The sequence below is a fragment of the Streptomyces sp. NPDC093544 genome, from assembly GCF_040683495.1.
Taxonomy (GTDB): Bacteria; Actinomycetota; Actinomycetes; order Streptomycetales; family Streptomycetaceae; genus Streptomyces.
This window is the reverse complement of record NZ_JBFBEA010000001.1, coordinates 292,316-317,193: the sequence shown is the minus strand read 5'-3', so window position 1 is coordinate 317,193 and position 24,878 is coordinate 292,316. Positions and strand designations below refer to the sequence as shown.

The following is a 24,878-nucleotide window of genomic DNA, read 5'->3' as shown; positions in this document are numbered from 1 at the left end:
CCGGGGCCGGGGACGCCACAGCGGACGTCACCCATCACTTCGGTACCCCGGAGACCGACTCGCCCCCTGCCGGCTCGGCGGACTGCCCGGCGCCGGTGAGCCCGCCCCCGGCCTGGCGTGGTGAATCGCCGCCGGTGCGGAGGTTACGTACGGCGGGAGACAGGAGCGCCGCCATGGTGGCCAGGAGCACCAGGGCCGCGCAGCCCGCCTGGGCCCGGCCGACACCGATGGCGGCGGCCACGGGTCCGGCGATCAGGAGTCCCAGCGGGGCGAAGGCCAGGGATCCGAACGAGTCGTAGGAGCTGACCCGGGACAGCACGTCCTCGGGAATCTCACGCTGGATCGTGGTGACCCACAGCACGCCGAAGACATCGCTGGCGACGCCGGCGCCGAACATCGCCGTGGCGACGAGCCACACCGGCGCTCGGACACTGAGCAGGGTCATCGGCACGGCGGCCGGAAAGGTGGCCAGCACCGCAACCAGAATGGGCCGCCCGACCCGCACCCTCGCGGCGAGCCCGGCTCCGGCGATGGTGCCCAGGGCCCCCGCGGCCACGATGACCGACCACGCCCGCGCTCCGCCCAGCTGCTGTTCGGCAGTCAGCGGGCCCAGAACTCCGACATTGGCGTTGAGCGCGGCGACCACGACCGCGTACTGGGCGACCACGACCCACAGCCACTGGCGGGAGGCGAACTCCCGCCAGCCCTCACGCAGGTCGGCCCAGCCCGACGACGTCTTCGGTGGCCGTGCGGCCACCCGGAGGCGGGCGGTGAGCGCCGCGCTGACCACGAACGACGTGGCATTCAGTGCCAGCGCCCAGCCGGCACCGACCAGCGCCACTGCCGCACCGGACAGCGCAAGACCCAGCAGGAGGGCGCTGTTCGTGCCCACCCGCAGCAGGCCGTTGGCTCGCTGCAGTCGGCCGGAGGGCACCACCAGGGGCACGATGCCGTTCATCGCCGGCGAGAACAACGCGGTCGCCGTGCCGGCCGCGACGGCCAGCAGACACATCGCCACCAGGGGTGCGTGACCGGTCAGCACCAAGGCTGCAAGCCCCGCGTACGCCCCCGCTCCCAACACGTCCGCCAGGGCCATCAGCCGCGCACGCGACATCCGGTCCGCGATGACCCCGCCCACCAGGATGAGTACCAACTGCGGCAACGCCTGGCAGGCCAGCACCAGTGACAGACGGCCCGGGCCGGCCCCCGGCAGGCCGAGAACCGCGAACGCCAGCGCCACTCGCGCGAAGCCGTTCCCCAGCACGGAGATGAACCGCGCGGCGAGGAGCAGGGTGAACTGCCGCTCACGCCACAGCGGCGAGTTGTCCAAGGAGACCGTCACGGCCAGGGAGTCTAAGGGCCGCGCCGACGACGCTTCACAACCTGCCACTTCGAAGACCGACCCTTGACTTCTTCTTGCCCCCCGGCCCTTCTCACGCCCCGCGCCTCGCCATGATGAGCTGGTGCAGCGTGCGCTTCGTGACGCGGCCCCCGTTACGGTTCTCGATCAGGTCTCTGACGCAGTCGAGCAGGCCTGTCAGCGAAGTGGTGTCCAGGGCGCGGTGGTTGGAGAAGGTGCGCAGGAGGTCGAGGTACTGGGGGACCGTGTACGTGATTTCCTGGGCGAAACTCCGGACCTGCACCGCGTCCAGGTGGTCGGAGCGGTCCAGTTCGCCGGTGTCGGGGATCAGCGCGGACTCGTCCGGCATGCGCAGGCCGGGCGGCGTGCCGGGCACCCAGCGTTCGTAGCAGCGCTGGATCAGATCGCAGAAGTCCTGGTTCCAGCTCCCGCCGGCGACGTGCTCGGTGGTGACGAGGGCGAGTGTGCCGCCCGGGGCGAGGGCGGCTGTCGCCTTGGGTACCCGTACCGCCGGGTCGATCCAGTGGAAGGCGGTCGCGCTGACCACCAGGTCGAAGGGCTCCTCCGGGAGGGGCCACTCCTCGAAGGCCGAGACCTCGACGCGGGCGTTCGGGAACGGCCGCAGGTTGCGCCGGGTGACCGCGGCGACCGTGGGTCCCAGCTCCACGGCCGTGATCCGGCAGCCCAGCCGGGCCAGCGGGACGGTCAGCTGGCCGGTTCCGGGGCCCACCTCAAGGACACGGCTTTCCGGGGAGAGCCCGGCCGCGGTGATCAATGCCTCGACCAGCGGGGGCGGGTACGCGGGGCGGGCACGGTCGTAGACCTCGGGGTCCTCGTCGAACACGTCACGCAGCATGTCCCAAGGCTAGGGCCTTTCCGACGGATCATGGACGGAGCACGCCTCGTCTGTGAGCTGCCGGCCGCTCGCTCCGGGCGCCTGCTCCGAGGTGGTGCGCCGGTCGCGCGTTGTGGCTTGGCGGGCGCGGCGGCTGGCGACTTTGACACGGTTTCCGCACAGGCCGTGCGGTTCGGGAATCCGGGTCGCTTCCCGCTGCGTTCGGCTGACAGCCGCTCATACTCCCCTGCTTCGTACAGGAGACTTCTCGCATGTCAGAACTGGAAATCGATGCCGTCGTGTTCGACGTGCTCGGCACGCTCGTCGACGAACCCGCCGGCATCCGCGCCGGCATCCGTGAACTCGACCCATCGCTCGACGATCCCGGCGTCGAGCGGCTTTTGTCGCTGTGGCAGCAGCACATCGACCGCGAGCAACGTCGCATCCTCGACGGCAGCAGGCCGTACCTCGCCAGCGACGTCCTCGACCTGGAAGCCGCCCGGCTCGTCGCCGATGCCACCGGAGTCGACGACCCGACCGCCGTAGCGGCGCTGGCCCTGTCAGCTCGCAGGCTCCCGCCGTGGCCCGACACCCTGGCAGGGCTCGCCCGGCTCGCCGAACGGTTCCCGCTGATCGGACTCTCCAACGCGAGCCGCACGGCACTGCTGGGACTCAACGCCCACGCCGGACTGCGCTGGCACCAGGCCCTGTCCGCCGAAGACGCCCGAACCTACAAGCCGGACCCAGCGGTCTACCAGCTGGCCGTCACCGTCTCCGGACGACCGCCGGAGCGGCTCCTGATGGTCGCCGCCCACGCCTGGGACCTGCGCGGAGCACAGGGCCTCGGCCTGCGCACCGCCTACGTCGCCCGCCCCGTCGGCGACCCGCCCACCTCCTCGGACGGGTTCGACCTGCACGCCGACGACCTGGCCTGCCTGGCCGACCAACTCGACCATGCCTAGTGCAGCATCGCGCTGACGGTTGACCCGCTGGTTCTTCGGTTCCCTCCGCCCCGCATCCCGTATTGTGGGCGAAATGTCCACCTGGTGAACGTCCGGAGGTGTCTCCGCCCGCGTCGACTAGCGTCATGACATGACCAGCGACACCACCGGCTCCCTCGCCGACGCCCTCGCCACCGGCACGGTCGTCCTCGACGGCGGCATGTCCAACCAGCTCGAATCGGCCGGGCACGACCTGAGTGACAAGCTGTGGTCGGCGCGGCTGCTCGCGGAGCGGCCCGAGGCGATCGTCGAGGCGCATCTGGCCTACTTCGAGGCGGGCGCGGACGTGGCGATCACATCCAGCTACCAGGCGACCTTCGAGGGCTTCGCCAAGCGCGGGATCCCGCGCGAGCAGGCGACCGAACTCCTCGGCCGCAGCGTCGAGTTGGCGCGCGAGGCCGCCCGGCGCGCGCACGCGAAGGGCGTCACACGGCCGCTGTGGGTGGCCGCGTCGGTCGGCCCGTACGGGGCGATGCTCGCGGACGGTTCGGAGTACCGGGGGCGGTACGGGCTGAGCGTCGCGGAGCTGGAGCGGTTCCACCGGCCGCGCCTGGAGGTGCTGGCCGCCGCCGCACCCGACGTGCTGGCCCTGGAGACCGTGCCGGACGCGGACGAGGCGCGGGCGCTGCTGCGGGCGGTGCGCGGGCTCGGCGTACCGGCGTGGCTGTCGTACAGCGTCGACGGTGGCCGGACGCGGGCCGGGCAGCTCCTGGAGGAGGCCTTCGCCCTGGCCGCCGACGCCGACGAGGTCATCGCGGTCGGCGTGAACTGCTGCGCCCCGGAGGATGTGGACGCGGCGGTCGAGACGGCCGCGCGGGTGACCGGGAAGCCGGTCGTCGTCTATCCGAACAGCGGCGAGGAATGGGACGCGCAGGCACGGGCGTGGAGTGGTCGGTCCACGTTCACGGCTGAGCAGGTCGACGGGTGGCGCCGGGGCGGGGCGCGCCTGATCGGAGGGTGCTGCCGGGTGGGGCCCGGAGCAATCACCGGGATCCACGAGGCGCTTGGGAACTGAGGGGTCTGAGCGGGCTGAGGGAGGCTGGGGACCTGAGGGGGCTGGGGACCTGAGAGGGCCTGGGGGGGCTGATGGGCCCTGGGGAGCTGAAGGCGCCCTTGGGCGCTGAGGGAGCGCTGAGGTTGGCGTAACTCCTGCGAAGCACGGGCTCAATGGGGACTTCACGGGCGGGTGATGAAGTCCGTGTACTCGTCAGCGATTCCGAGCGGACCACGGACCACGGAGACACCCTTGAGCCAGCCCACCGCCGAACAACTGGACACCTACGTACGGACCCGCCTCGCGCTGGCGGGTTTCGATCTCTCCCTGCTGCCCGAGGTCTTCGACGCCGACACGGGCGTGCCCACGCAGGCCCAGGCGCTCGCCTCCCTGCGGTCGTTCGTGGCGTCCACGCCGGGTGCGATATCCGGGTGGACCCCGCCGGCGGCCGGCCCCGCGTACGCGCAGCAGGCCTCGCCACCCCTCATCTACCCGTCCATCACCGAGGCCTGGACCGGTAAGGCGGGCGACCGATGAGCCGTTCCCTCAACAGACGTGTGTTCCTGGCGAGTTCGGCGGCGGTGGCGAGCGGACTCACCCTCCAGAGCGCCACTCCCGCGAGCGCCGCACCCGCGAGCGCCCCCACCAGCACCCCCCGCGTCCCCGACATCGACGTACGCAAGGCCGCCCAGCAAGATCCCACCGAGGCGACCCTCACCGAGGCCGTCGTCCTCATGCGGCGCGGACAGCTGACGTCGGAGACGCTGACCGAGGCGTACCTGGAGCGGATCCAGCGGTACGACGCCACGTATCAGGCATACGCCGAGGTGACCGGCGACACGGCGCTCACGGCGGCGCGGAAGGCGGACCGGGGGCGGGCAGGGACGGGCGGCGTGCTGCGCGGGATCCCCCTGTGCATCAAGGACAACTACTTCACCAAGGGCGTCCCGACGCGCTGCAACTCGTACATCTTCGAGGACTTCGTGCCGGACCAGGACGCCACGGCGGTGGCCCGGCTGAAGGCGGCCGGCGGCATCGTCCTGGGCAAGGGGCAGATGGGGCCACTCGCCACGACCCGGGCGACGCTGCCGAACGGGACGGTGACGACGGTCAACGCCTGGACGCCCGAGGACCCGAGCGTCGATCCGGGCGGCTCCTCGACCGGGCCCGCCTGCTCGGTGGCCGGGCGCCTCGCGTCCTCGTCGATCGGCACGCAGACCGGCGGCTCCATTGTGCTGCCGTCCAACCAGCAGAACCTGACAGGCCTCAAGCCCACCATGGGCCGGGTGTCCATCCACGGCATCATCCCGCTCTCCTTCACTCGCGACCACTCGGGCCCGCTCGCCCGAGATGCCATGGACGCGGCGCTCATGCTCCAGGTCATGGCCGGTCCGGACACCCAGGACCCGCGCACGCTCGGGCTGCCGGCCGTGCCCGATCTGATCCGGTCCGCGACGCCCGTCGTCTCGCGCGGCGGTGCGGTACGGATACGCCGCGCCACCCGGATCGGCGTGCCGGCCGACTTCCTGAGCGCGCAGAAGACGCTGCGCGGGACCTTCCTCGACCAGCTCGACGCGATCTCGGGTGTCACTCTGGTCAACATCACGTATCCCGCCGACTGGGACCTGCTGACCGGCACCTTCAACGCGGCCCGGCTCGCCGAGCGCACCGAGCCGTTCCGGCACTGGCTGCGCGCCGACCCGGCCAAGTTCGGTGTGTCGCTGCTGAGTTGGCTCCAGGGCCTGATGCTCTCGGGCGACGAGTGGATCACGGCTCAGCGCGCCAAGAACCATCTGCTGCGGGAGGTCCTCGACGGGCTCATGGACCGCTGCGATGTACTTCTGCAGACCGGTCCGGTGCCGTTCGACATCCTCGGGCTGCCCGAAATCGGCTTCCCCATCGGCTTCGACGCGGCCGGTGTGCCCGTCGGCGCGATCCTCGGCGGTCAACCGTACGAGGAGGACCGGCTGTTGGAGGTGGCCGCCGCGTATCAGGCGGTCACCGACTGGCATACGCGGCGCCCGGCCGACCCGACGAGCACCTCGGCCCGGCTGAAGGCCGCGACCGTCCGGCCTCAGCTCTCGGCCGAGGAAGCGGCAGCGGCTTCCGCGTGACATCGCCCGGTGGGGGCCGAGTCACGCCCGACGGGCACCGCCGGAGCGACGCAGGCGGCGTACGGCCGACAGTGGCGCGATCGCGCGCGTGGCCGGACCGCCGGGCAGGCGCGACGCCGGGGTGACTTCCGGAGAGCTGGGAGTGCGGCTCAACTCGGCGTCCCACAGGGCGAGTTCGCGGTCGCGCGGTCCGTGGACGGTGTGCGGCTCCCCGGAGCCGAACACCCGGACCGGATGCGAGGCGTCCCAGGCTGCCCAGCCCGGGTCACCCTCGACCGCGAACCGCACCCACGCCGCGTGCGTCTGGTCGGCGAGCTCCTGCGGCGCGCCCTCGCCGGCCAGCTGCGCCGACTCCGGTACGTCGGCGGTGTCGAAGACGAAGCCCAGCTCCAGGGCGTGGCAGGCACCGAGGTCCGGGACGTTCGAAGGCCAGGCGAACTCGTATACGTACGAAGGGGATTGGGGCGGTCGGGCATCGGCGAGGCGGTGCAGCGGGACCCGAAGGAGATGGTCGGTGACCAGTTGGCCGACCAGGTCGGCGGTGCCCGCTTCCGGGTGGATCGCGCGGTAGCCGCGGGGCACCTCGTGGCCGCAGTGGCAGCGGGCCATGGCGCCGGCCAGGGCGACCGGGCCGAGCCGGTCGACGCGCTCCATGAGGCCGCCGGGTACCAGCCACAGCCGGTACTCCTCGCTGGTCCAGCCGAGGAGCAGGTCGACGCCGGGCGCGGCTCCGCCGTCGACCAAGGCCTCCAGCGGGTCGCGCGGTACGAGGTCGCCGTCGACGACGATGCCGAAGGCGGGGCCGCCGAGGACCGGGCTGCTGAGTCTGCCCACGTCGGCCTGGGTGCGCAGCAGCAGGGCGCGGTCGACGGCGGCGAAGGCCTGCGCCGTCGCCGGGATCTTCAGCCGGGTGGCCATTCTGCGCACCATCCGGCGCACCTTGTCGCGGTCGCTCGCCTCGGGTGCCCCGCTCTGCAGGACGGCCCGGTGGAACAGGCCCGCGGCGCGCGGACCGGCCAGCAGCGCCCCGATACTGATCGCTCCGGCCGACTCCCCGAAGACCGTCACCCGGTCGGGGTCGCCACCGAACTCCGCGATCGAATCGCGCACCCACTCCAGGGCGGCGATCTGGTCGCGCAGCCCGGCGTTGGCCGGCGCGTCGGGGAAGAGGCCGTAACCCTCCACGCCCAGGCGGTAGTTGATCGAGACGAGGACGACTCCGTCGCGGGCGAAGGTGCGTCCGTCGTAGACCGGCACGGCCGAGGAACCCCGGGTCAGCGCTCCGCCGTGGATCCACACCATCACGGGGAGCCGGGCGCCGGTGCCCGGCTCCGGTGTCCACACGTTCAGGTTGAGGCAGTCGTCGCCGGGCACGACGGGGTCGGCGAGGAGCTTCGCGAACGCCTCGGAGTACGGCGGCTGCGGTGGCGTCGGACCGAAGGCGGCCGCGTCGCGTACGCCGTCCCAGGGGTCGGGCGGCACCGGGGGCCGGAAGCGGTGGGGGCCGAACGGGGGTGCCGCGTACGGGATGCCGCGGAAGACGGCGATGCCGTTCTCGTACCTGCCGCGCACTATGCCGTGTGGGGTGCTGACCAGGGGATCCACCGCGTCCACAGTCATCCGACCACCAGCTCCTCTCCGGCGCCTGAACCGCTCAGATCATGGCACCACATCATCTCCCGCACCCCTATCGCGTGCATTTCAGACGGCTGATTCGCCCCCTCCGCCCCTACCCGTCCCGTACCTGGGGGCTGCCGCCCCCATGGGTGGGTGGGGGATCGGGATGGCGCGGCCTCGCGTTCAAGCGCCGGCCGGGGAGAGATTCAGCCCCTCCGGCGTTTGAGGAGCGGGGTCTGGGGCGGAGCCCCAGGAACAAGGGACGGGTAGGGGCGGAGCCCCAGGAACAAGGGACGGGTAGGGGCGGAGGGGGCGAAAAAACACCCACCCCGCCCCACTCGCTCCTCAACCCGTCGTCCCCACCTCATTGTTGGGTGCCCCGTCCCCCACCGGCGGAAGGTCCCCGCGTTCCACCGGCGCGGTCGCCGTCGGCGCGGGGGTCGGGAAAAGGGCGGTCAGTTCGACGTTCCCCGGTCGGTGGGTTGCCGTGGCGGCGTCGCGGAGGACGGTTCGGGTGACCGTGGCCGACTCCGCGCTCACCCGGACGACGACGTCCCCCTTCTCGGGCAGCAGGTACTCGTGCTGCCCACTCCCGGTGCGGTACCAGCCGGCCCCGTCCCGCTCACACCCCCCGCAGCTCTCCGCAGTCACCGTGCCCCGGTCCACGTAGAGGTAGATCTGACCGCCGGTCTTCTGGGACCAGTACGCGCTGGAGAAGCCGTCACCGCCGTACACACCCACCGACTGCTGGGCCAGGGTGAAGCCCGGCGCCTCGGTGACGTACACGAGTTCCGGTGCGATCTGCAACGCCCGGGCACGGGCGTCGAGTTCGGCGCGGTCGGGACCGGCAGGACCGGGGTCGAGCGTCCCGGCGTCCACTTTCTCCGTACCGCAGCCGGCGAGCAGTGCGGGAAGCAGCAGTGCCGGAAGCAGCACACGCATGGTTCGGATCATGTGACCATCCTGCCGCATTCGCACAGGTGTTTCATATGCCGACCGGGACCGGAGTGTGTCCGATTCCTTCAAGACCCGCCGTCCCCACCCGGCCTACCGTGGCCGCATGACTCCACGATTCGACCTGATCGGCATCGCCGCCTCCGACATGGCCGCCTCCCTGGCCTTCTACCGCCGCCTCGGGCTCTCCTTCCCCGAAGGGTCCGAGGACCAGCCGCACGTCGAGACCGAACTCCCCGGCGGACTGCGGCTCGCCCTTGACACCGACGAGGTGATCCGGTCCTTCCACCCCGGGTACCGGCCTTCGACCTCCGGCGGCCGGGTCTCGCTCGCCTTCCTCTGCGACAGTCCGGCGGAGGTCGACTCCGTCTACGACGACCTGGTCGGCGCCGGCCACCACGGCGAGCTCAAGCCGTGGGACGCCGTCTGGGGCATGCGGTACGCGGTCGTGCAGGACCCGGACGGCAATGGCGTCGACCTGTTCGCACGGCTACCGGAAGCCGAACAGCAGCCGGAATTGGAATAGCTGCTGCCGGAACTCGAATGCCGAATAGCAGCCGGAACCCGAGTAACGGCGGCCGGCCCCACCTGCGCCACAGCGGCCGGCGCTACCCGCCTCCGAGCAGCTCCCCCAGCGGCACGCCCGCCAACTCCCGTACATCCCGCGCCAGATGGGCCTGATCCGCGAACCCCGCCCGGGCAGCCGTTTGCGCGAAGGGCACCCCGTCCCGTGCGAGGGCCAGCGCCCGCTGGAGCCGCAGCACGCGGGCCAGCGTCTTGGGCCCGTACCCGAACGCGGCCAGCGAACGGCGGTGCAACTGGCGCGCGCCCAGGCCGAGTTCGTCGGCGACAGCGGCCACCGGGCGGCCCGCGTCCAGGGCCGACACGACCGCCCCGAGCAACGGGTCGGCGGGCTCCGCGTCGGCCGCCCGTTCCAGCGCCACCTCTTCGAGCGTACTCACGGGGTCGGCGGCGGAGTCGACCCGCGCGGTGAGCCGTCGTACCTCCGGGGCGGGCCAGAGGTCGGCCAACTCGACACGCTGATCGCGGAGTTCATGGGCGGGCACGCCGAGGAGCGCGGGCGCGGTGCCGGGGAAGAAGCGGACGCCCGCCCAGCCACCAGGCATGCCCTCCGGGACGTACGCATGTGTGTCAGGACCGGCGACCAGCAGCCGCCCCTCGGTCCACAGCAGGTCCATGCACCCGTCGGGCAGCACGGACCGCGCACCGGACGCGGCCGCGGTGTTCGTCCACACCACGGCGCCGGCAAGCCGGGACGCCCTCTCCACGTACACGGACGACACGCTACGCCGCTCGTGTCCGGTGCTCCTGCGGACTGACTCCGTACACCCGCTTGAAGGCACTGGAGAGCGCGAACGCGCTGCCGTAGCCGACCTGGCGGGCGATCGCGCCGATGGTGTCCTCGGTGTCGCGCAGCCGGTCCGCGGCGAGGGCGAGGCGCCAGCCGGTCAGGTAGGTCATCGGGGGCTCGCCGACGAGTTCGCTGAAGCGGCGGGCGAGCGCGGCGCGGGAGACGCCGGCCTTGGCGGCGAGGGTCGCGACCGTCCAGGGGTGGGCCGGGTCGTCCTGGACCAACCGCAGGACGCGGCCCACCACGGGGTCCGCGAGAGCCTGGTACCAGGCGGGCGCCGCGGCCTCCGGGCGGGAGAACCAGGCCCGCAGCGCGGCGATGACCAGCAGGTCGAGCAGCCGGTCGAGAACGACCTCCTGGCCGGGTTCGTCACGGACGATCTCCTCGGCGAGGATGTCGGTGAGCGCGCAGTCCCACATGTCGGCGGTGAGCGTGAGGAGCGGCGGCAGGGCATCGAGCAGCCTGCCGCTGATCTCGCCCCGCATCATGTACGTCCCGATCAGCATCACCGCGGACCCGTCGAGCCGGTCGCCCCAGCTGCGTACGCCGAGGTCCCAGTGGCCCTTCATGGAGCGCCCGTCGGGATAGCTGCACTCGCCGCCCGGCAGGATCACCGCCTGCGGGACCGTCCCCGGGTCGTCGGCCACGGTGTACGGGTCAGGGCCGCGCGCGATGGCGACGTCTCCCGCGCTCAACCGCACCCGCTCTCCCCCGTCCGCCGTGATCCACGCGTCTCCGCGGACGAGCAGCATGATCGTCAGAGGGGCTCGGTCCTCGACGCGGATGCCCCAGGGCGGGTCGAAGCACGCACGGATCATGAAGGCGCCACGGGCGCGTGGGCCCTCCAGCAGGCCTGCGAGTGCGTCCATGGGGCCAGCGTAGACGCGCACATATGGGAATGAGCGGTTCAGCGATGGTTCCTTGCGGAGCACCGAAGTTCACTGCCTGTATGACGGAAAACACGGCAGGTACGAAGGACATGACGGTACTGGTCACCGGCGCCACCGGGCGCACGGGCAGCCGGGTCGCGGAGGCCGCGCGGGCGGCCGGGCTCACGGTGCGGGCGGGGTCCCGCTCGCAGGGCACCCGCTTCGACTGGGCGGACCGCTCGACGTGGGCGGACGCCCTGCGCGGCGCCGACGCCGCCTATCTCGCCTACCCCACGGACGTCGGCTCCCCGGCGGCCACCGAGGCGGTCGGCGCCCTCGCACGCGAGGCGGTCGGGCTCGGCGTACGGCGGCTCGTGCTGCTGTCGGCGCGGGGGGAGGAGCGGGCGCACGCGACCGAGGACGCGCTCAGGACGTCCGGCGCGGACTGGACGGTCGTACGGGCGGCCTGGTTCGCGCAGAACTTCAGTGAGGGTCCGCTGGTGGAGGGGCTGACCCATGGGGAACTGGTGTTCCCGGCCGGCGAGGTGCAGGAGCCCTTCATCGATGTACGGGACATCGCGGACGTCGTGGTGGCCGCGCTGACCTCGGGCGACCGGTACGTCGGACAGGACCTCACCGTCTCCGGGGCCCGGCTGCTGACCTTCCGCGAGGCGGTCGCGGAGATCTCCGCCGCAACGGGGGGTGAGCTGACGTACGTTCCGGTGACAGCGCGGCAGTACGGCGACACCCTGGCCGGGTTCGGGGTGCCGCCGGAGGAGGTCGACCTCCTCGTCGAGGTCTTCGAGGGCCTCCTCGACGGCCGCAACGCCCATCTCTCGGACGGTGTCCAGCGGATCCTGGGGCGCGAGCCGCGGGACTTCACGGATTTCGTCCGGGAGGCCGCGGCGGCCGGAACCTGGAAGGCCTGAACCCTTCCGGCGAGGTCAGTCCCCGCTGGTGGCAGTCACCGGCGGTGTCACGCCCCGACGGTGCCAGTTCCCGGCGGTGTCACTCCCCCGGTGGCACATCCCCGTTCTTGTGCTGCGGGTGATGCGTGTTCTTCACATGCGCCCGCAGCCGGGAGGTCACGTCCTCCGGCGGCAGGAAGCGGGACCAGCGCTCGGGGAACTCGGAGGGCATGTCCGGGTCGTCGGAGTCGTCGAACTCGGCGTCGTACGAGCGGGACGCGGCGACGCGGGCGACGTACTCGGCGACCTGGGCCTCGCGCAGGCGTTCGTTGTTGGCACGGGCCGCTGCCGTGGCGGCGGCCGGCCAGACGCGGTCGATGGCGGCGTTGACGGCGGCGCCGACCAGGACCGCGAACGCGGAAACCCCGATCCACAGCAGGACCGCGACGGGCGCGGCGAGCGAGCCGTAGATCGTGGGGCCCTCGACCGTGTTGGTCAGATAGACGCGGAGAATGAGGCTGCCGACGACCCACATGGCGAGGGCCACCAGGGCGCCCGGCACGTCCTCGACCCACGGGGAGCGTACGGGCACCGACACGTGGTAGAGCGTCGTCAGGAAGACGATCCCGAGGACGATGACGACAGGCCAGTACAGGACCTGCACGACCGTCTCCGACCACGGCACGATGTTCACCACCGCGTCCGGGCCCGCCACCATCAGCGGCAGCGCGATCGAGCCGATCAGCAGCGCCACGATGAAGAGCAGGAACGACACGATGCGGGTCTTCACGATCCCGCGGGTGCCGTCGAGGCCGTACATCACGGTGATGGTGTCGATGAAGACGTTGACCGCCCGCGAGCCCGACCACAGGGCGAACAGAAAGCCCAGGGAGATGATGTCGGGGCGGCCGCCCTTCGTCACGTCGTGGAGGATCGGTTCGGCGATGTCGTGCACACCCTTGTCGGAGAGGATCGTGCGGGCCGCCTCCAGGATGTTGCTCTCCAGGCTGGCGATCGTGTCGGCGCCGGTCCAGTCGTCCACGTAGCCGAGCAGGCCGATCATGCTCAGCAGCAGCGGCGGCACGGAGAGCAGCGTGAAGAACGCGGCCTCCGCTGCCAGACCCAGGATCCGGTACTCCATGCACGAGTTGACCGTGTCCTTGAGCAGCAGCCAGGCGGTCCTGCGCTTCGACACGTTCCTGTACAGCGCTTTGGCGCGGTGAAGACGACCCGAGGGAGGCCGTTCAGGTGTTTCTTTTGCCTGGTGCACGTCCTTACCGTATCCGTATGGCAGCCACCACCCACACCGTGACCAACCAGCCTCCACCCCTGGTCGGATATGACGTCTTTGCCGCCGACCGGGCCCTCGTGGAGGCGGTCGAACGGCACCTTGATCCAGCGCTCCTCGACGAGGCCCGCGACGAGTTGTCGGCGCTCGGACACACGTCCGGATCCGCCCAGGTGCAGGAATGGGGCGTACTGGCAAACGAGAACCCGCCCAAGCTGCGCACCCATGACCGGTACGGCAACCGGATCGACGAGGTCGAGTTCCATCCGTCCTGGCACCGGCTCCTCGGCAAGGGGGTGTCGGCCGGGCTGACCGGGGCCTGGTCACGGCCCGGCGGGCATGTACGGCGCGCGGCCGGTTTCGTGGTCTGGACACAGGTCGAGGCCGGCAACGGCTGCCCGCTGTCGATGACCCACGCGGCGGTACCCGCGCTGCGCACCGACCCGGCGCTCGCCGCCGAATGGGAGCCACGGCTGACCTCCACCATCTACGACCAGGAACTGGTCCCCGCCGACCGGAAACCCGGCGCGCTCTTCGGGATGGGCATGACGGAGAAACAGGGCGGCAGCGACGTACGCGCCAATACGACGGAGGCACGACCGCTCGCCGAGGACGGGACGTACGAACTGACGGGCCACAAGTGGTTCTGCTCGGCGCCGATGTCGGACGGTTTCCTGGTCCTGGCGCAGGCACCGGACGGACTGACCTGCTTCCTCGTCCCGCGTGTCCTGGCGGACGGCACGCGCAACGTCTTCCGCATCCAGCGACTCAAGGACAAGCTCGGCAACCGGTCGAACGCGTCGAGCGAGGTCGAGTTCGACGCGACCTGGGCCCGCCGGGTCGGGGACGAGGGGCGCGGGGTGCGCACCATCATCGAGATGGTCGCGGCGACCCGCCTGGACTGTGTGCTCGGTTCGGCCTCGCTGATGCGGCAGGCCGTCGCGCAGGCCGTGCACCACTGCACCTACCGCGAGGCGTTCGGCGGCAAGCTCATCGACAAGCCGCTGATGAGGAACGTACTCGCGGATCTGGCCCTCGAGTCCGAGGCCGCGACGACACTCGCGCTGCGCCTGGCCGCCGCGTACGACGACGGGAGCGAGCAGGAGCTGGCGTTCCTGCGGCTCGCGGTGCCGGCCGCCAAGTACTGGGTGACCAAGCGGTGTACGCCGGTGGCGGTCGAGGCCCTTGAGTGCCTGGGCGGCAACGGGTACGTGGAGGAGTCCGGCATGCCGCGGCTGTTGCGCGAGTCGCCGCTCAACTCGGTGTGGGAGGGCGCGGGCAACGTCCAGGCGCTGGACGTGCTGCGCGCGCTCCAGCGGGAGCCGGGTGCGCTCGACGCGTATCTGCGCGAGGTGGGGCGGTCGCGCGGCGCCGACCACCGGCTGGACGGGGCGATCAAGAACCTGCTGACCGAACTCGCCGACCTGGAGGGCATCGAGGGCCGCGGCCGCCGGCTGGCCGAGCGGGTCGCGCTGGTGCTCCAGGGGGCGCTGCTCGTCCAGTACGCGCCGCCGGAGGTCGCCGACGCGTTCTGCGCCTCACGCCTGGGCAGCGACTGGGGTTCGAGCTTCGGCACGCTGCCGCACAGTCTGGATCTGGCCACGGTGGTGGAGCGGGCACGGCCGGTGTCCTGATCGCCTGGCCGGGGGCCGGTGTCCTGATCGCCTGGCCGGGGGCCGGTGTCGTGATCGCCTTGCTGGGGACCGGTGTTCTGATCACCCTTTCAGCGGCCGGTTCCCTGACCAGCTGGCACGGGGGTGGTGCTGCGCCGACACGGCACCACCCCCGCTTTCTGGCCCCGTTCAAGGAGCACAGGCGGCGCCGCACGGGCGACGCCACTGTCATTTTCAAGGGAACTTGTGACCGTTGGCGAGAGTTGCAGACCGTTGCATTCCTTCTGCGTACCTTGTGCGAACCCTCGGCGTCGACGGCCGAGAGCAGGCACGATGTGGGATGACGGCGGCGTCACAGCTTGTACGCGGTCTGTACGCGGTACCGGTTTCGGGAGTGCCCAGTGAAGACCACATCGTTCGACCCCGCATCGTTCAACCTCGCCCGTTTCGCCCCGCTGGACGCGTCCGAAACGGCACGGCGTCTCCAGGAAACCTGGGCCGCGACGGTCAGAGGTGAACGGTCCACGATCGCACCCCGTCCCGTCATCGGACAGTCCTGGCAAAGGGTGAAACGATTCGGCGTCAATCCCGAACAGGGCACGGACAGTGTCCTGTTGCAGACGGAGGAGATCGAGCACCGCCGCACCTCGACCGCGCTCGCCGACGTGATGCCGGTCCTCAGCGGCGGTCTCGGCTCGGTCGCCGACGCCTCCGTGCAGATCATGGTGGTCACGGACCCGGAGGGCCGGGTGCTGTGGCGCGAGGGAAACGCCGGTGTACTGCGCCGGGCCGACACCATCTGCCTGGAGGAGGGCGCCGACTGGAGCGAGGACACGACGGGCACCAATGCGATCGGCACCGCGTTGACCGCCGGGGCCGCCGTCCAGGTGCACTCGGCCGAGCACTTCCTGCGCACCCTGCACAACTGGACCTGCGCCGCGGCGCCGGTGCACGACCCGCGGGACGGGCAGCTGCTGGGCATCGTCGACGTGAGCGGGCCGCAGAGCACGTTCCATCCGGCCACCCTCGCGTTGGTCGACTCGGTGTCCCGACTGGCCGAAAGCGAACTGCGCGGCCGGCACCTGGCGTCGATCGAACGGCTGCGCGCGGTGGCCGCGCCCGTCCTGTGCCGGCTGGACGGCAAGGCGCTGGTCGTCGACACGCACGGCTGGCTCGCGGCCGTCACGGGGATGCCGCCCGTCGACCGGGTCCCGCTGCCCAACTCCTTCGGCGCGGGCCGGTACTGGCTGCCGTCCCTCGGGACCTGCGTCGTGGAGCCGCTGCCCGGCGGCTGGCTGCTCCGGGTCGCCGAGGCCGACACCTCGGGGTGCGCCAGCCGTGTTCTCCTCGACCTCAGCGATATCCGGCGGCCCTGCGCCACCGTCGCCGGTGCGGCGGGCAGTTGGGCACAGGACCTCAGCCCACGCCACGCCGAACTGCTCTACGTGCTGGCCGTCCAGCGCCAGGGGCGCAGCGCCGCCGAGCTCGCCCTCGACCTCTTCGGCGACCCGACCCGCACGGTCACGGTCCGTGCCGAACTCTCCCGGCTCCGCCGCCGCCTCACGGGCCTCCTCGACCACCGCCCCTACCGCTTCCGCGAGGAGGTGGAGGTCGAGGTCGTCCTCCCCAACGACCCGACCGACCTGCTGCCGCATTCAACGGCACCCGCGGTGGTGGGGGCGCGGGTTGGCGGAGGGCAGGAGTGAGCGGGGGGGTGGGGGTGAGTCGGAGGCGAGGGTGAGTGAGAGAGCGAGGAGGGTGAGTCGGGGTCGAGAGTTGGTGGAGCGCGGGAGTGAGTCGGGGGCGAGGGTGAGTGGGAGGAGGGCGGGAGTCACTCGCAGGCGAGGGTGAGTGGGAGAGGCGAAAGTGGGTCGGGGCGGCGGCAAATGGAGGCAGAGGTGTCCACCACGTACGTATTTCGTCAGTGTCTTCCGGTGTATCCGACCTGGCCCGCGGGTCTCTGCCGTAGCATCCCCTCACAGGCCACCCCACCCGCCTCTCCGTCAACGCACCGAGTGCGAGAGGTAGTTGGCCTGACTCGGGAGGACGCATGAAGCAGCGCGGCAGGCATCGTCGTCGTAGAAGGGGTCAGGTACTGCGGGCCACACTGGCCGGAACCGCCCTCGCGCTCACCGCGGCAGCCACTCTGATCAGCGCTTCCCAGGCCACGAGCAACGGCAGCCCGGGCGCGCTGACCCCGCTCACCTCCTCCTCGTACACCGCACAGCTCCGCCTCGACGAGAACCTGGCCGACCAGGGCACGCTGGACACGCTCACCCGGCGTATGGGCGGCAACGTAGGCGTCGCAGCCGTCCTCGACAGCGCCGATCACTCGATGCGGAACGCGGACGACTGTGCCGACTTAGAGCGCGCCGCGCTGCCCGTCGAGCCGGCTGCCACGCGCGCGTACTGCTGGGACAGCGCCGACGCGACGGCCCGCCAGTGGCTGCCACGGTCCGTCACGACCTCCGGGGACGCCTACGAGGACGGCACCTGGGGCGACCATCGGGTGATCCTGGCCGGCTGGACGCACGAGGTCCAGCAGGCCGCCGACGACCCCCGGACGGGCGAGCCGACGCACGACGAGAGCCTCGCCAGGATCGCGTTCATCGACACGACCGACCCGCAGGCCCTCACGTACCGCTACGCCCTTCTCGTCGTACCCCAGGACAGCGGGAAGGACTTCGAGGCGGTCCGGTCCCGCCTGGGCGGCATGGTCTGGTACCAGGACAAGCTGATCGTCACCGCCCGCAACGGCACGGCCCTGCTCGCCTTCGACCTGCGCCGCATCCTCAAGACCGACGTGAACAGCGGCGCGATCGGCAGAGTGAGCGGCGGCTACTCGGCGGACGGCTACCAGTACGTGCTGCCCGCCATCGGCTCGTACGACCTGGCCGGCGGCTCGTGCACCACGGGCGAGGACCATTCCGTCCCGTGTTTCGGCTCGCTCTCCCTGGACCGCACCTCGACCCCGGACAGCCTGGTCGCCACCGAGTCGACCGTTCCGGGCAGCACGGACCGCGCCCGCGTCTGGCGTTACCCGTACAGCGTCACGGCCGACCGTACGGGCCTGCTCGCCGCCGACTCCAAGGGCCGTGTCGACGCGGACGAGGCGTACGAGACCAAGGCCACCGGAGTGTCCGGCGTCCTCTCGCACAGGCCGGACGGCGCGGACGAGGCCGAGTGGTACGTCGCCCAGACACCGGCCGGCGACAGCAAGCACGCCACTCTCTGGCGGCAGTCGGACAGTGACGCCAAGGCGGCCACGTGCACCGCGGACCTGTCGTACGCCTGCTGGGGTCTGCGCACCGCGTCCCTGTCGTACTGGCAGGAGACGGACGAGCTCTGGACGCTGACCGGCACGGCGGGCGCGGACACGGCTTCGGGGCGGGTTCTCTACGCAGTTCCGCTGTCCTCGGTCGACGGTTCGCTCGAGTAGCCCACGCAAGGGCGGCTTTTGGAGGCGGCCGCACCCCCGTGGTTCCCTGGCTCGCATGAGCAACGTCACTGTGACCACCTGGTCCCTGGAGCAGACGGCCCCGACCGACCTGCTCCCCGCGATCGCGCCCGACGGGGACGTCCGGATCGCCCGCGCCGAGGTCCCCTCGCCCGAGTTCAGCCGGTTCCTGTACGCGTCGGTCGGCGGGGACGTCCGCTGGACCGACCGGCTCGGCTGGTCGTACGAGCGGTGGCAGGAGCTCCTGGACAAGCCGGGCGTGGAGACCTGGGTCGCATACGACCGGGGGACGCCCGCCGGGTACATGGAGCTCGACCCGCAGGACGACGGTGTCGTGGAGATCACCCAATTCGGACTGATCCCCGCCTTCCGCGGGCGCCGGATCGGCGGGCACCTCCTCTCCTACGGTGTCGCGCGGGCCTGGGACCTGGCGAAGCGCCTGCCGGACCGGGCCGAGACCAAGCGGGTCTGGCTGCATACATGCAGCAAGGACGGGGAGCATGCGATGGACAACTACCTGCGGCGCGGATTCCAGCTCTTCGACACCAAAGTGGAGGAGGAGAAGGAGGTGGCCGCACCCGGCCCGTGGCCTGGGGCACGGACCGTCTGAACAGTCGCTGACCTGCGGTGTCATGGGATCTTGACAGGCCCCGACAGGACAAAGGGCCTCGTCATGTGACGGACGACATCACCGTCTCACGATCCGGGACCAGGGTGTCCACATGATGGATGACGGTGGACTGTCCCGAGACCCCCATGACACGCTTCCGTCATGTCTGGAACTGGGATTGCCTTGGTGAGTCGGCGGCACGTCGACCTCGGCCGCGTATCCAGCGCCATCTGTCCGGCGAGCTGACAGCCCCGGCACGGCCGGCATTTCCCGTTTGCCTCCCCCTGCGCAATGAGGCGCACGTACTTCCGTATGTGTCCGTTCCCGCAGGTGAGGGCCGCTCTCCTTCCTGTCCCGCAGTCCCGAAGGACGTATCAACCATGGCCACCACCCCGCAGGATCCCGCCGCCGCGCCCCGCCGCAAGGTGAGCCGTCACCGCGGTGAGGGTCAGTGGGCCGTGGGTCACTTCACCCCGCTCAACGGCAACGAACAGTTCAAGAAGGACGACGACGGTCTCAATGTGCGGGCACGCATTGAGACGATCTACTCCAAGCGCGGCTTCGACTCGATCGACCCCAACGACCTGCGCGGCCGGATGCGCTGGTGGGGCCTGTACACCCAGCGCAAGCCCGGGATCGACGGCGGCAAGACCGCGATCCTGGAGCCGGAGGAGCTGGACGACAAGTACTTCATGCTGCGCGTGCGTATCGACGGCGGGCGCCTGACCACCGAGCAGCTGCGGGTCATCGGCGAGGTCTCGCAGGAGTTCGCGCGCGGCACCGCCGACCTCACCGACCGGCAGAACGTGCAGTACCACTGGATCCGTATCGAGGACGTCCCGGAGATCTGGGAGCGCCTCGAAGCAGTCGGGCTTTCCACGACCGAGGCCTGCGGTGACACGCCCCGCGTCATCCTCGGCTCGCCCGTCGCCGGGATCGCCGAGGACGAGATCATCGACGGCACGCCGGCGATCGACGCGATCCACGGCCGGATCATCGGCAACAAGGACTTCTCGAACCTGCCCCGCAAGTTCAAGTCCGCGATCTCCGGCTCGCCGCTGCTCGATGTGGCGCACGAGATCAACGACATCGCCTTCGTCGGCGTGAAGCACCCGGAGCACGGCCCCGGCTTCGACGTCTGGGTCGGCGGCGGCCTCTCCACCAACCCGAAGATCGGCCAGCGCCTGGGCGCCTGGGTCCCGCTGGACGAGGTCCCGGACGTCTATGAGGGCGTCATCTCGATCTTCCGCGACTACGGCTACCGGCGGCTGCGCACCCGCGCCCGGCTGAAGTTCCTGGTCGCCGACTGGGGCATCGAGAAGTTCCGCCAGATCCTGGAGGACGACTACCTCAAGCGGAAGCTCGTCGACGGCCCGGCGCCCGACCAGCCGGTCGCCCGCTGGCGCGACCACGTCGGTGTGCACCGGCAGAAGGACGGCCTCTTCTACGTCGGTTTCGCGCCGCGCGTGGGCCGGGTGGACGGCGCCACCCTCACGAAGATCGCCGAGCTGGCCGCCGCGCACGGCTCGGGCCGGCTGCGGACCACCGTCGAGCAGAAGATGATCGTCCTCGACGTGGCGCAGGAGCAGATCGACTCGCTGGTGCAGGGGCTTGAGGCGCTCGACCTCAGGGTCAACCCCTCCCCCTTCCGGCGCGGCACGATGGCCTGCACCGGCATCGAGTACTGCAAGCTCGCGATCGTCGAGACCAAGGCGCGCGGTGCCTCCCTGATCGACGAACTCGAGCGCCGTATCCCCGAGTTCGAAGAGCCGATCACCATCAACATCAACGGCTGCCCGAACGCCTGCGCCCGTATCCAGGTCGCGGACATCGGTCTCAAGGGCCAGTTGGTCCTGGACGGCGAGGGCAACCAGGTCGAGGGCTTCCAGGTGCACCTGGGCGGCGCGCTCGGTCTGGAGGCCGCGTTCGGCCGCAAGGTCCGTGGCCTGAAGGTCACTTCGGACGAGCTTCCCGACTACATCGAGCGAGTCCTCAAGCGCTTCCAGGAGGAGCGCGCGGACGGCGAGCGTTTCGCCACCTGGGCCACGCGGGCCGGCGAGGAGTCGCTGACATGAGCGAGCGAGCCGCCCCTTTCTACTGTCCCTACTGCGGTGACGAAGACCTTCGTCCCAGTGAGCAGGGCCACGGCGCGTGGGAATGCGCGGCGTGCAATCGGGCCTTTCAGCTGAAGTTCCTCGGGTTGCTGTCCCGGGGTCTTCAGCGAAATGACGATGGAGGGGCAGAGATATGACGACACTTCAGGAAGAGCGCACGGACGAGGACTTGAAGAGCCTCGCCGAGCAGGCGGGGCGCGACCTCGAAGACGCGTCAGCCCTGGAGATCCTCCAGTGGGCGGTCGGCACCTTCGGCGAGAAGTTCTGCGTGACCTCCTCCATGGAGGACGCGGTGGTCGCCCACCTCGCCTCCCGCGCCCACCCCGGAGTGGACGTCGTCTTCCTAGACACCGGCTACCACTTCCCCGAGACCATCGGCACCCGGGACGCCGTCGAGGCCGTGATGGACGTCAACGTCATCACGCTCACCCCGCGCCAGACGGTCGCCGAGCAGGACGCCGAGTACGGCCCAAAGCTGCACGACCGCGACCCCGACCTGTGCTGCGCGCTGCGCAAGGTCAAGCCCCTCGAGGAGGGGCTCACCCAGTACAGCGCCTGGGCGACGGGCCTGCGCCGCGACGAGTCCCCCACCCGGGCGAACACCCCGGTCGTCGGCTGGGACGCGAAGCGCCGCAAGGTCAAGATCTCCCCGATCGCCCGCTGGACACAGGACGACGTGGACGCGTACGTCGCCGAGCACGGCGTACTCACCAACCCGCTGCTGATGGACGGTTACGCCTCCGTAGGCTGCGCGCCCTGCACCCGCCAGGTCCTTGAGGGCGAGGACGCGCGGGCCGGCCGCTGGGCCGGCCGCTCGAAGACCGAGTGCGGGCTGCACGGATGACCGCGAAGACGGCCGGTGCGCCCGCGACCACCGAGAACCCCCAGATCTCCCAGGAGAAGCAAGTGACAACCGGAGCCACCATCTGGCTCACGGGTCTGCCGAGTGCCGGCAAGACCACCATCGCGTACGAACTCGCCGGGCGGCTGCGCGAGGAGGGCCACCGCGTCGAGGTGCTCGACGGCGACGAGATCCGTACGTTCCTGACGGCGGGCCTCGGCTTCAGCCGCGCGGACCGGCACACGAACGTGCAGCGCATCGGCTACGTCGCCGACCTGCTCGCCCGCAACGGCGTCAAGGCTCTGGTTCCGGTCATCGCGCCGTACGCCGACAGCCGCGAGGCGGTCCGCAAGCGTCACCAGGTCAGTGGGGCGGCGTACATCGAAGTGCATGTCGCGACACCGGTCGAGGTGTGCAGCGAGCGGGACGTGAAGGGCCTGTACGCCAAGCAGGCGGCGGGCGAGATCTCGGGGCTCACCGGTGTCGACGACCCGTACGAGGAGCCTGAGTCGCCCGATCTGCGCATCGAGTCGCACACCCAGACCGTGCACGAATCCGCGGCCGCGTTGCATGCACTGCTCACCGAGAGGGGTCTCGCATGACGACCGTCGAGACTGTCTCCCAGGAGACGGGCAGCCCGTACGCGCTGTCCCATCTGGACGCGTTGGAGTCCGAGGCGGTGCACATCTTCCGCGAGGTGGCGGGCGAGTTCGAACGACCGGTGATCCTCTTCTCCGGTGGCAAGGACTCCATCGTCATGCTCCACCTCGCGCTGAAGGCCTTCGCGCCCGCCGCGATCCCCTTCACGCTGCTGCATGTGGACACCGGCCACAACTTCCCCGAGGTGCTGGAGTACCGCGACCGTGTGGTCGCCGAACATGGGCTGCGCCTCCATGTGGCCTCCGTACAGGACTACATCGACCGCGGTGTGCTCCGCGAACGCCCCGACGGCACCCGAAACCCGCTCCAGACCCTGCCGTTGACGGAGAAGATCCAGTCCGAACGGTTCGACGCCGTCTTCGGCGGCGGACGCCGCGACGAGGAGAAGGCCCGCGCGAAAGAGCGGGTCTTCTCGCTGCGGGACGAGTTCTCCCAGTGGGACCCCCGTCGCCAGCGCCCCGAACTGTGGCAGCTCTACAACGGCCGCCACGCACCCGGCGAACACGTCCGCGTCTTCCCGTTGTCCAACTGGACCGAGCTCGACGTCTGGCAGTACATCGCCCGCGAACACATCGACCTCCCCGACATCTACTTCGCCCACGAACGCGAGGTCTTCCAGCGCGCCAACATGTGGCTGACGGCCGGTGAATGGGGCGGCCCTCGCGAGAACGAGACCGTCGAGAAGCGGCTTGTCCGCTACCGCACCGTCGGTGACATGTCCTGCACCGGCGCCGTCGACTCCGACGCCACCACCCTCGACGCCGTCATCACCGAGATCGCCGCCTCCCGCCTCACCGAACGCGGCGCCACCCGCGCCGACGACAAGATGTCCGAGGCCGCGATGGAAGACCGCAAGCGCGAGGGGTACTTCTAGACATGACCAGCACCACCGAACCCACCGAGCCCCTGTCGGTCGAGCAGTTGTCGGCGACCACCCTGCTGCGCTTCGCCACCGCGGGGTCCGTCGACGACGGCAAGTCCACCCTCGTGGGACGCCTGCTGCACGACTCCAAGTCGGTCCTCACCGACCAACTGGAGGCCGTCGAGCGCGTCTCACAGAGCCGCGGCCAGGACACCCCCGACCTCGCCCTCCTCACCGACGGCCTGCGCGCCGAGCGGGAGCAGGGCATCACCATCGACGTCGCCTACCGCTACTTCGCCACCGCGCGCCGCCGTTTCATCCTGGCGGACACGCCGGGCCACGTGCAGTACACGCGCAACATGGTCACCGGTGCCTCCACCGCCGACCTGGCCGTCGTCCTCGTCGATGCCCGCAACGGCGTCATCGAGCAGACCCGCCGGCATGCCGCCGTCGCCGCCCTCCTGCGCGTCCCGCACGTCGTCCTCGCCGTCAACAAGATGGACCTCGTCGAGTACAAGGAGTCCGTCTTCGCCGCGATCGCCGAGCAGTTCACGGCGTACGCCTCCGAGCTGGGCGTCCCCGAGATCACCGCGATCCCGATCTCGGCACTCACCGGTGACAACGTGGTGGAACCCTCCGCGAACATGGACTGGTACGGCGGTCCGACGGTCCTTGAGCACCTGGAGACGGTGCCGGTCAGCCACGACCTGGCGAGCTGCCACGCCCGGCTGCCCGTGCAGTACGTGATCCGCCCGCAGACCGCCGAGCATCCGGACTACCGGGGTTACGCGGGTCAGATCGCGTCCGGTACCTTCCGCGTCGGCTCCCCGGTCACGGTTCTGCCGTCCGGGCGTACGTCGACGATCGCCGGGATCGATCTGCTGGGCACGCCGGTCGACGTGGCCTGGACCCCGCAGTCGGTGACCCTCCTCCTCGATGACGACGTCGACATCTCGCGCGGCGACCTGATCGTGCCGACCACGGACGCGCCGCCGATCACCCAGGACGTCGAGGCGACGGTCTGCCATGTCGCCGACGCGCCCCTGGTCGTCGGCCATCGCGTGCTGCTCAAGCACGGCACCCGCACGGTCAAGGCGATCGTCAAGGACATCCCGTCCCGGCTGACCCTCGACGACCTGTCCCTGCACCCGCACCCCGGACAGCTCGTCGCCAACGACATCGGCCGTGTGAAGATCCGTACCGCCGAACCGCTGCCGCTCGACTCGTACGCCGACTCGCGGCGCACCGGCGCGTTCATCCTGATCGACCCGGCCGACGGCACCACGCTGACCGCGGGCATGGTCGGCGAGTCGTTCGCCTCACCGGAGCCGGTCAAGTCCGAGACCGACGACGACGGTTGGGACTTCTGACATGAGCTTCAGAGACTTCTACTCCACGTTCGCGAAGGA

General features: G+C 70.8%; 24 protein-coding genes. 17 read left to right on the top strand and 7 right to left on the bottom strand.

Features of this window, described 5'->3' with window-relative positions; genetic code table 11:
* Positions 1–34: 34 nt before the first annotated feature.
* The gene (locus tag AB0N66_RS01250) at positions 35–1,342 is read right to left on the bottom strand and encodes an MFS transporter (RefSeq protein ID WP_365426700.1); all 1,308 of its coding nucleotides are present in this window, start codon (positions 1,340–1,342) and stop codon (positions 35–37) included.
* A 91-nt stretch (positions 1,343–1,433) separates the two neighbouring features.
* A complete protein-coding gene (locus AB0N66_RS01245; RefSeq protein ID WP_365426697.1) occupies positions 1,434–2,216 on the bottom strand; it encodes a class I SAM-dependent methyltransferase in 783 nt (260 codons plus the stop codon).
* 251 nt (positions 2,217–2,467) lie between these two features.
* Here AB0N66_RS01245 and AB0N66_RS01240 point away from each other — a divergent pair, with 251 nt between their 5' ends.
* The 4 genes from AB0N66_RS01240 (at position 2,468) to AB0N66_RS01225 (ending at position 6,304) form a co-directional block, all read left to right on the top strand.
* Complete coding sequence (locus AB0N66_RS01240; protein WP_365426694.1) at positions 2,468–3,157, top strand: haloacid dehalogenase type II; 690 nt, start codon at positions 2,468–2,470, stop codon at positions 3,155–3,157.
* Positions 3,158–3,287: 130 nt separating this feature from the next.
* On the top strand, positions 3,288–4,211 hold the full coding sequence (gene mmuM, locus AB0N66_RS01235) for a homocysteine S-methyltransferase (protein ID WP_365426691.1): 924 nt from the start codon (positions 3,288–3,290) through the stop codon (positions 4,209–4,211).
* Between the two features lie 231 nt (positions 4,212–4,442).
* On the top strand, positions 4,443–4,727 hold the full coding sequence (locus AB0N66_RS01230; RefSeq protein WP_365426688.1) for a hypothetical protein: 285 nt from the start codon (positions 4,443–4,445) through the stop codon (positions 4,725–4,727).
* Positions 4,724–6,304 (top strand): amidase, encoded by a 1,581-nt coding sequence (locus AB0N66_RS01225; protein ID WP_365426685.1) that lies wholly within the window; start codon positions 4,724–4,726, stop codon positions 6,302–6,304. Before AB0N66_RS01230 ends, AB0N66_RS01225 begins: the two co-directional genes overlap by 4 nt.
* A 21-nt stretch (positions 6,305–6,325) precedes the next feature.
* Here AB0N66_RS01225 and AB0N66_RS01220 read toward each other — a convergent pair whose 3' ends face one another.
* A complete protein-coding gene (locus tag AB0N66_RS01220) occupies positions 6,326–7,924 on the bottom strand; it encodes a carboxylesterase family protein (protein WP_365426682.1) in 1,599 nt (532 codons plus the stop codon).
* Positions 7,925–8,266: 342 nt separating this feature from the next.
* A complete protein-coding gene (locus tag AB0N66_RS01215) occupies positions 8,267–8,875 on the bottom strand; it encodes a hypothetical protein (protein WP_365426679.1) in 609 nt (202 codons plus the stop codon).
* A gap of 106 nt (positions 8,876–8,981) precedes the next feature.
* Between AB0N66_RS01215 and AB0N66_RS01210 the strand changes: the two genes are divergently transcribed.
* Complete coding sequence (locus tag AB0N66_RS01210; protein ID WP_365426676.1) at positions 8,982–9,401, top strand: VOC family protein; 420 nt, start codon at positions 8,982–8,984, stop codon at positions 9,399–9,401.
* Between the two features lie 82 nt (positions 9,402–9,483).
* On the opposite strand, the gene AB0N66_RS01205 is transcribed toward AB0N66_RS01210, so the two are convergent.
* Positions 9,484–10,170, bottom strand: a complete 687-nt coding sequence (locus AB0N66_RS01205) for a helix-turn-helix transcriptional regulator (protein WP_365426673.1) — start codon at positions 10,168–10,170, stop codon at positions 9,484–9,486.
* A gap of 10 nt (positions 10,171–10,180) precedes the next feature.
* Complete coding sequence (locus AB0N66_RS01200; RefSeq protein ID WP_365426670.1) at positions 10,181–11,116, bottom strand: AraC family transcriptional regulator; 936 nt, start codon at positions 11,114–11,116, stop codon at positions 10,181–10,183.
* An 80-nt stretch (positions 11,117–11,196) separates the two neighbouring features.
* Here AB0N66_RS01200 and AB0N66_RS01195 point away from each other — a divergent pair, with 80 nt between their 5' ends.
* Entirely contained in the window at positions 11,197–12,045 is an 849-nt protein-coding gene (locus AB0N66_RS01195; RefSeq protein WP_365426667.1) for an NAD(P)H-binding protein, read from the top strand.
* 79 nt (positions 12,046–12,124) lie between these two features.
* Here AB0N66_RS01195 and AB0N66_RS01190 read toward each other — a convergent pair whose 3' ends face one another.
* Complete coding sequence (locus AB0N66_RS01190; protein ID WP_365426664.1) at positions 12,125–13,294, bottom strand: YihY/virulence factor BrkB family protein; 1,170 nt, start codon at positions 13,292–13,294, stop codon at positions 12,125–12,127.
* Between the two features lie 17 nt (positions 13,295–13,311).
* Here AB0N66_RS01190 and AB0N66_RS01185 point away from each other — a divergent pair, with 17 nt between their 5' ends.
* From AB0N66_RS01185 to AB0N66_RS01135, 11 genes are all read left to right on the top strand, one after another.
* Positions 13,312–14,946: an acyl-CoA dehydrogenase family protein gene (locus AB0N66_RS01185; protein WP_365426662.1), complete on the top strand. Its 1,635-nt coding sequence runs from the start codon at positions 13,312–13,314 to the stop codon at positions 14,944–14,946.
* A gap of 434 nt (positions 14,947–15,380) precedes the next feature.
* Positions 15,381–16,631: a GAF domain-containing protein gene (locus AB0N66_RS01180; protein ID WP_365427283.1), complete on the top strand. Its 1,251-nt coding sequence runs from the start codon at positions 15,381–15,383 to the stop codon at positions 16,629–16,631.
* A gap of 344 nt (positions 16,632–16,975) precedes the next feature.
* Positions 16,976–18,364 (top strand): hypothetical protein, encoded by a 1,389-nt coding sequence (locus AB0N66_RS01175; RefSeq protein ID WP_365426659.1) that lies wholly within the window; start codon positions 16,976–16,978, stop codon positions 18,362–18,364.
* A 55-nt stretch (positions 18,365–18,419) separates the two neighbouring features.
* Positions 18,420–18,992 (top strand): GNAT family N-acetyltransferase, encoded by a 573-nt coding sequence (locus AB0N66_RS01170; RefSeq protein WP_365426656.1) that lies wholly within the window; start codon positions 18,420–18,422, stop codon positions 18,990–18,992.
* A 162-nt stretch (positions 18,993–19,154) separates the two neighbouring features.
* Entirely contained in the window at positions 19,155–19,238 is an 84-nt protein-coding gene (locus tag AB0N66_RS01165; RefSeq protein WP_311203059.1) for a putative leader peptide, read from the top strand.
* A 134-nt stretch (positions 19,239–19,372) separates the two neighbouring features.
* The gene (locus AB0N66_RS01160) at positions 19,373–21,067 is read left to right on the top strand and encodes a nitrite/sulfite reductase (RefSeq protein WP_365426653.1); all 1,695 of its coding nucleotides are present in this window, start codon (positions 19,373–19,375) and stop codon (positions 21,065–21,067) included.
* On the top strand, positions 21,064–21,243 hold the full coding sequence (locus tag AB0N66_RS01155) for a hypothetical protein (RefSeq protein WP_365426650.1): 180 nt from the start codon (positions 21,064–21,066) through the stop codon (positions 21,241–21,243). The genes AB0N66_RS01160 and AB0N66_RS01155 overlap by 4 nt, the downstream gene beginning before the upstream one ends.
* Positions 21,240–21,950 carry a phosphoadenylyl-sulfate reductase gene (locus AB0N66_RS01150; RefSeq protein ID WP_365426647.1) on the top strand — a complete coding sequence of 237 codons (711 nt, stop codon included), beginning with the start codon at positions 21,240–21,242 and terminating at the stop codon, positions 21,948–21,950. The genes AB0N66_RS01155 and AB0N66_RS01150 overlap by 4 nt, the downstream gene beginning before the upstream one ends.
* A gap of 62 nt (positions 21,951–22,012) precedes the next feature.
* Positions 22,013–22,549: an adenylyl-sulfate kinase gene (cysC, locus tag AB0N66_RS01145; RefSeq protein WP_365427280.1), complete on the top strand. Its 537-nt coding sequence runs from the start codon at positions 22,013–22,015 to the stop codon at positions 22,547–22,549.
* Entirely contained in the window at positions 22,546–23,481 is a 936-nt protein-coding gene (gene cysD / locus AB0N66_RS01140) for a sulfate adenylyltransferase subunit CysD (protein ID WP_365426644.1), read from the top strand. Before cysC ends, cysD begins: the two co-directional genes overlap by 4 nt.
* 2 nt (positions 23,482–23,483) lie before the next feature.
* Positions 23,484–24,839 (top strand): GTP-binding protein, encoded by a 1,356-nt coding sequence (locus AB0N66_RS01135; RefSeq protein WP_365426641.1) that lies wholly within the window; start codon positions 23,484–23,486, stop codon positions 24,837–24,839.
* The last annotated feature ends 39 nt before the right edge of the window (positions 24,840–24,878 follow it).

Bases quoted from the DNA above. Each gene is read 5' to 3' on its own strand.
- AB0N66_RS01245 (WP_365426697.1), bottom strand. From the start codon at position 2,216: ATGCTGCGTGACGTGTTCGACGAGGACCCCGAGGTCTACGACCGTGCC.
- AB0N66_RS01240 (WP_365426694.1), top strand. From the start codon at position 2,468: ATGTCAGAACTGGAAATCGATGCCGTCGTGTTCGACGTGCTCGGCACG.
- mmuM (WP_365426691.1), top strand. From the start codon at position 3,288: ATGACCAGCGACACCACCGGCTCCCTCGCCGACGCCCTCGCCACCGGC.
- AB0N66_RS01225 (WP_365426685.1), top strand. From the start codon at position 4,724: ATGAGCCGTTCCCTCAACAGACGTGTGTTCCTGGCGAGTTCGGCGGCG.
- AB0N66_RS01220 (WP_365426682.1), bottom strand. From the start codon at position 7,924: ATGACTGTGGACGCGGTGGATCCCCTGGTCAGCACCCCACACGGCATA.
- AB0N66_RS01215 (WP_365426679.1), bottom strand. From the start codon at position 8,875: ATGATCCGAACCATGCGTGTGCTGCTTCCGGCACTGCTGCTTCCCGCA.
- AB0N66_RS01210 (WP_365426676.1), top strand. From the start codon at position 8,982: ATGACTCCACGATTCGACCTGATCGGCATCGCCGCCTCCGACATGGCC.
- AB0N66_RS01200 (WP_365426670.1), bottom strand. From the start codon at position 11,116: ATGGACGCACTCGCAGGCCTGCTGGAGGGCCCACGCGCCCGTGGCGCC.
- AB0N66_RS01195 (WP_365426667.1), top strand. From the start codon at position 11,197: ATGACGGAAAACACGGCAGGTACGAAGGACATGACGGTACTGGTCACC.
- AB0N66_RS01185 (WP_365426662.1), top strand. From the start codon at position 13,312: ATGGCAGCCACCACCCACACCGTGACCAACCAGCCTCCACCCCTGGTC.
- AB0N66_RS01175 (WP_365426659.1), top strand. From the start codon at position 16,976: ATGAAGCAGCGCGGCAGGCATCGTCGTCGTAGAAGGGGTCAGGTACTG.
- AB0N66_RS01170 (WP_365426656.1), top strand. From the start codon at position 18,420: ATGAGCAACGTCACTGTGACCACCTGGTCCCTGGAGCAGACGGCCCCG.
- AB0N66_RS01165 (WP_311203059.1), top strand. From the start codon at position 19,155: ATGTCTGGAACTGGGATTGCCTTGGTGAGTCGGCGGCACGTCGACCTC.
- AB0N66_RS01160 (WP_365426653.1), top strand. From the start codon at position 19,373: ATGGCCACCACCCCGCAGGATCCCGCCGCCGCGCCCCGCCGCAAGGTG.
- AB0N66_RS01155 (WP_365426650.1), top strand. From the start codon at position 21,064: ATGAGCGAGCGAGCCGCCCCTTTCTACTGTCCCTACTGCGGTGACGAA.
- AB0N66_RS01150 (WP_365426647.1), top strand. From the start codon at position 21,240: ATGACGACACTTCAGGAAGAGCGCACGGACGAGGACTTGAAGAGCCTC.
- cysD (WP_365426644.1), top strand. From the start codon at position 22,546: ATGACGACCGTCGAGACTGTCTCCCAGGAGACGGGCAGCCCGTACGCG.
- AB0N66_RS01135 (WP_365426641.1), top strand. From the start codon at position 23,484: ATGACCAGCACCACCGAACCCACCGAGCCCCTGTCGGTCGAGCAGTTG.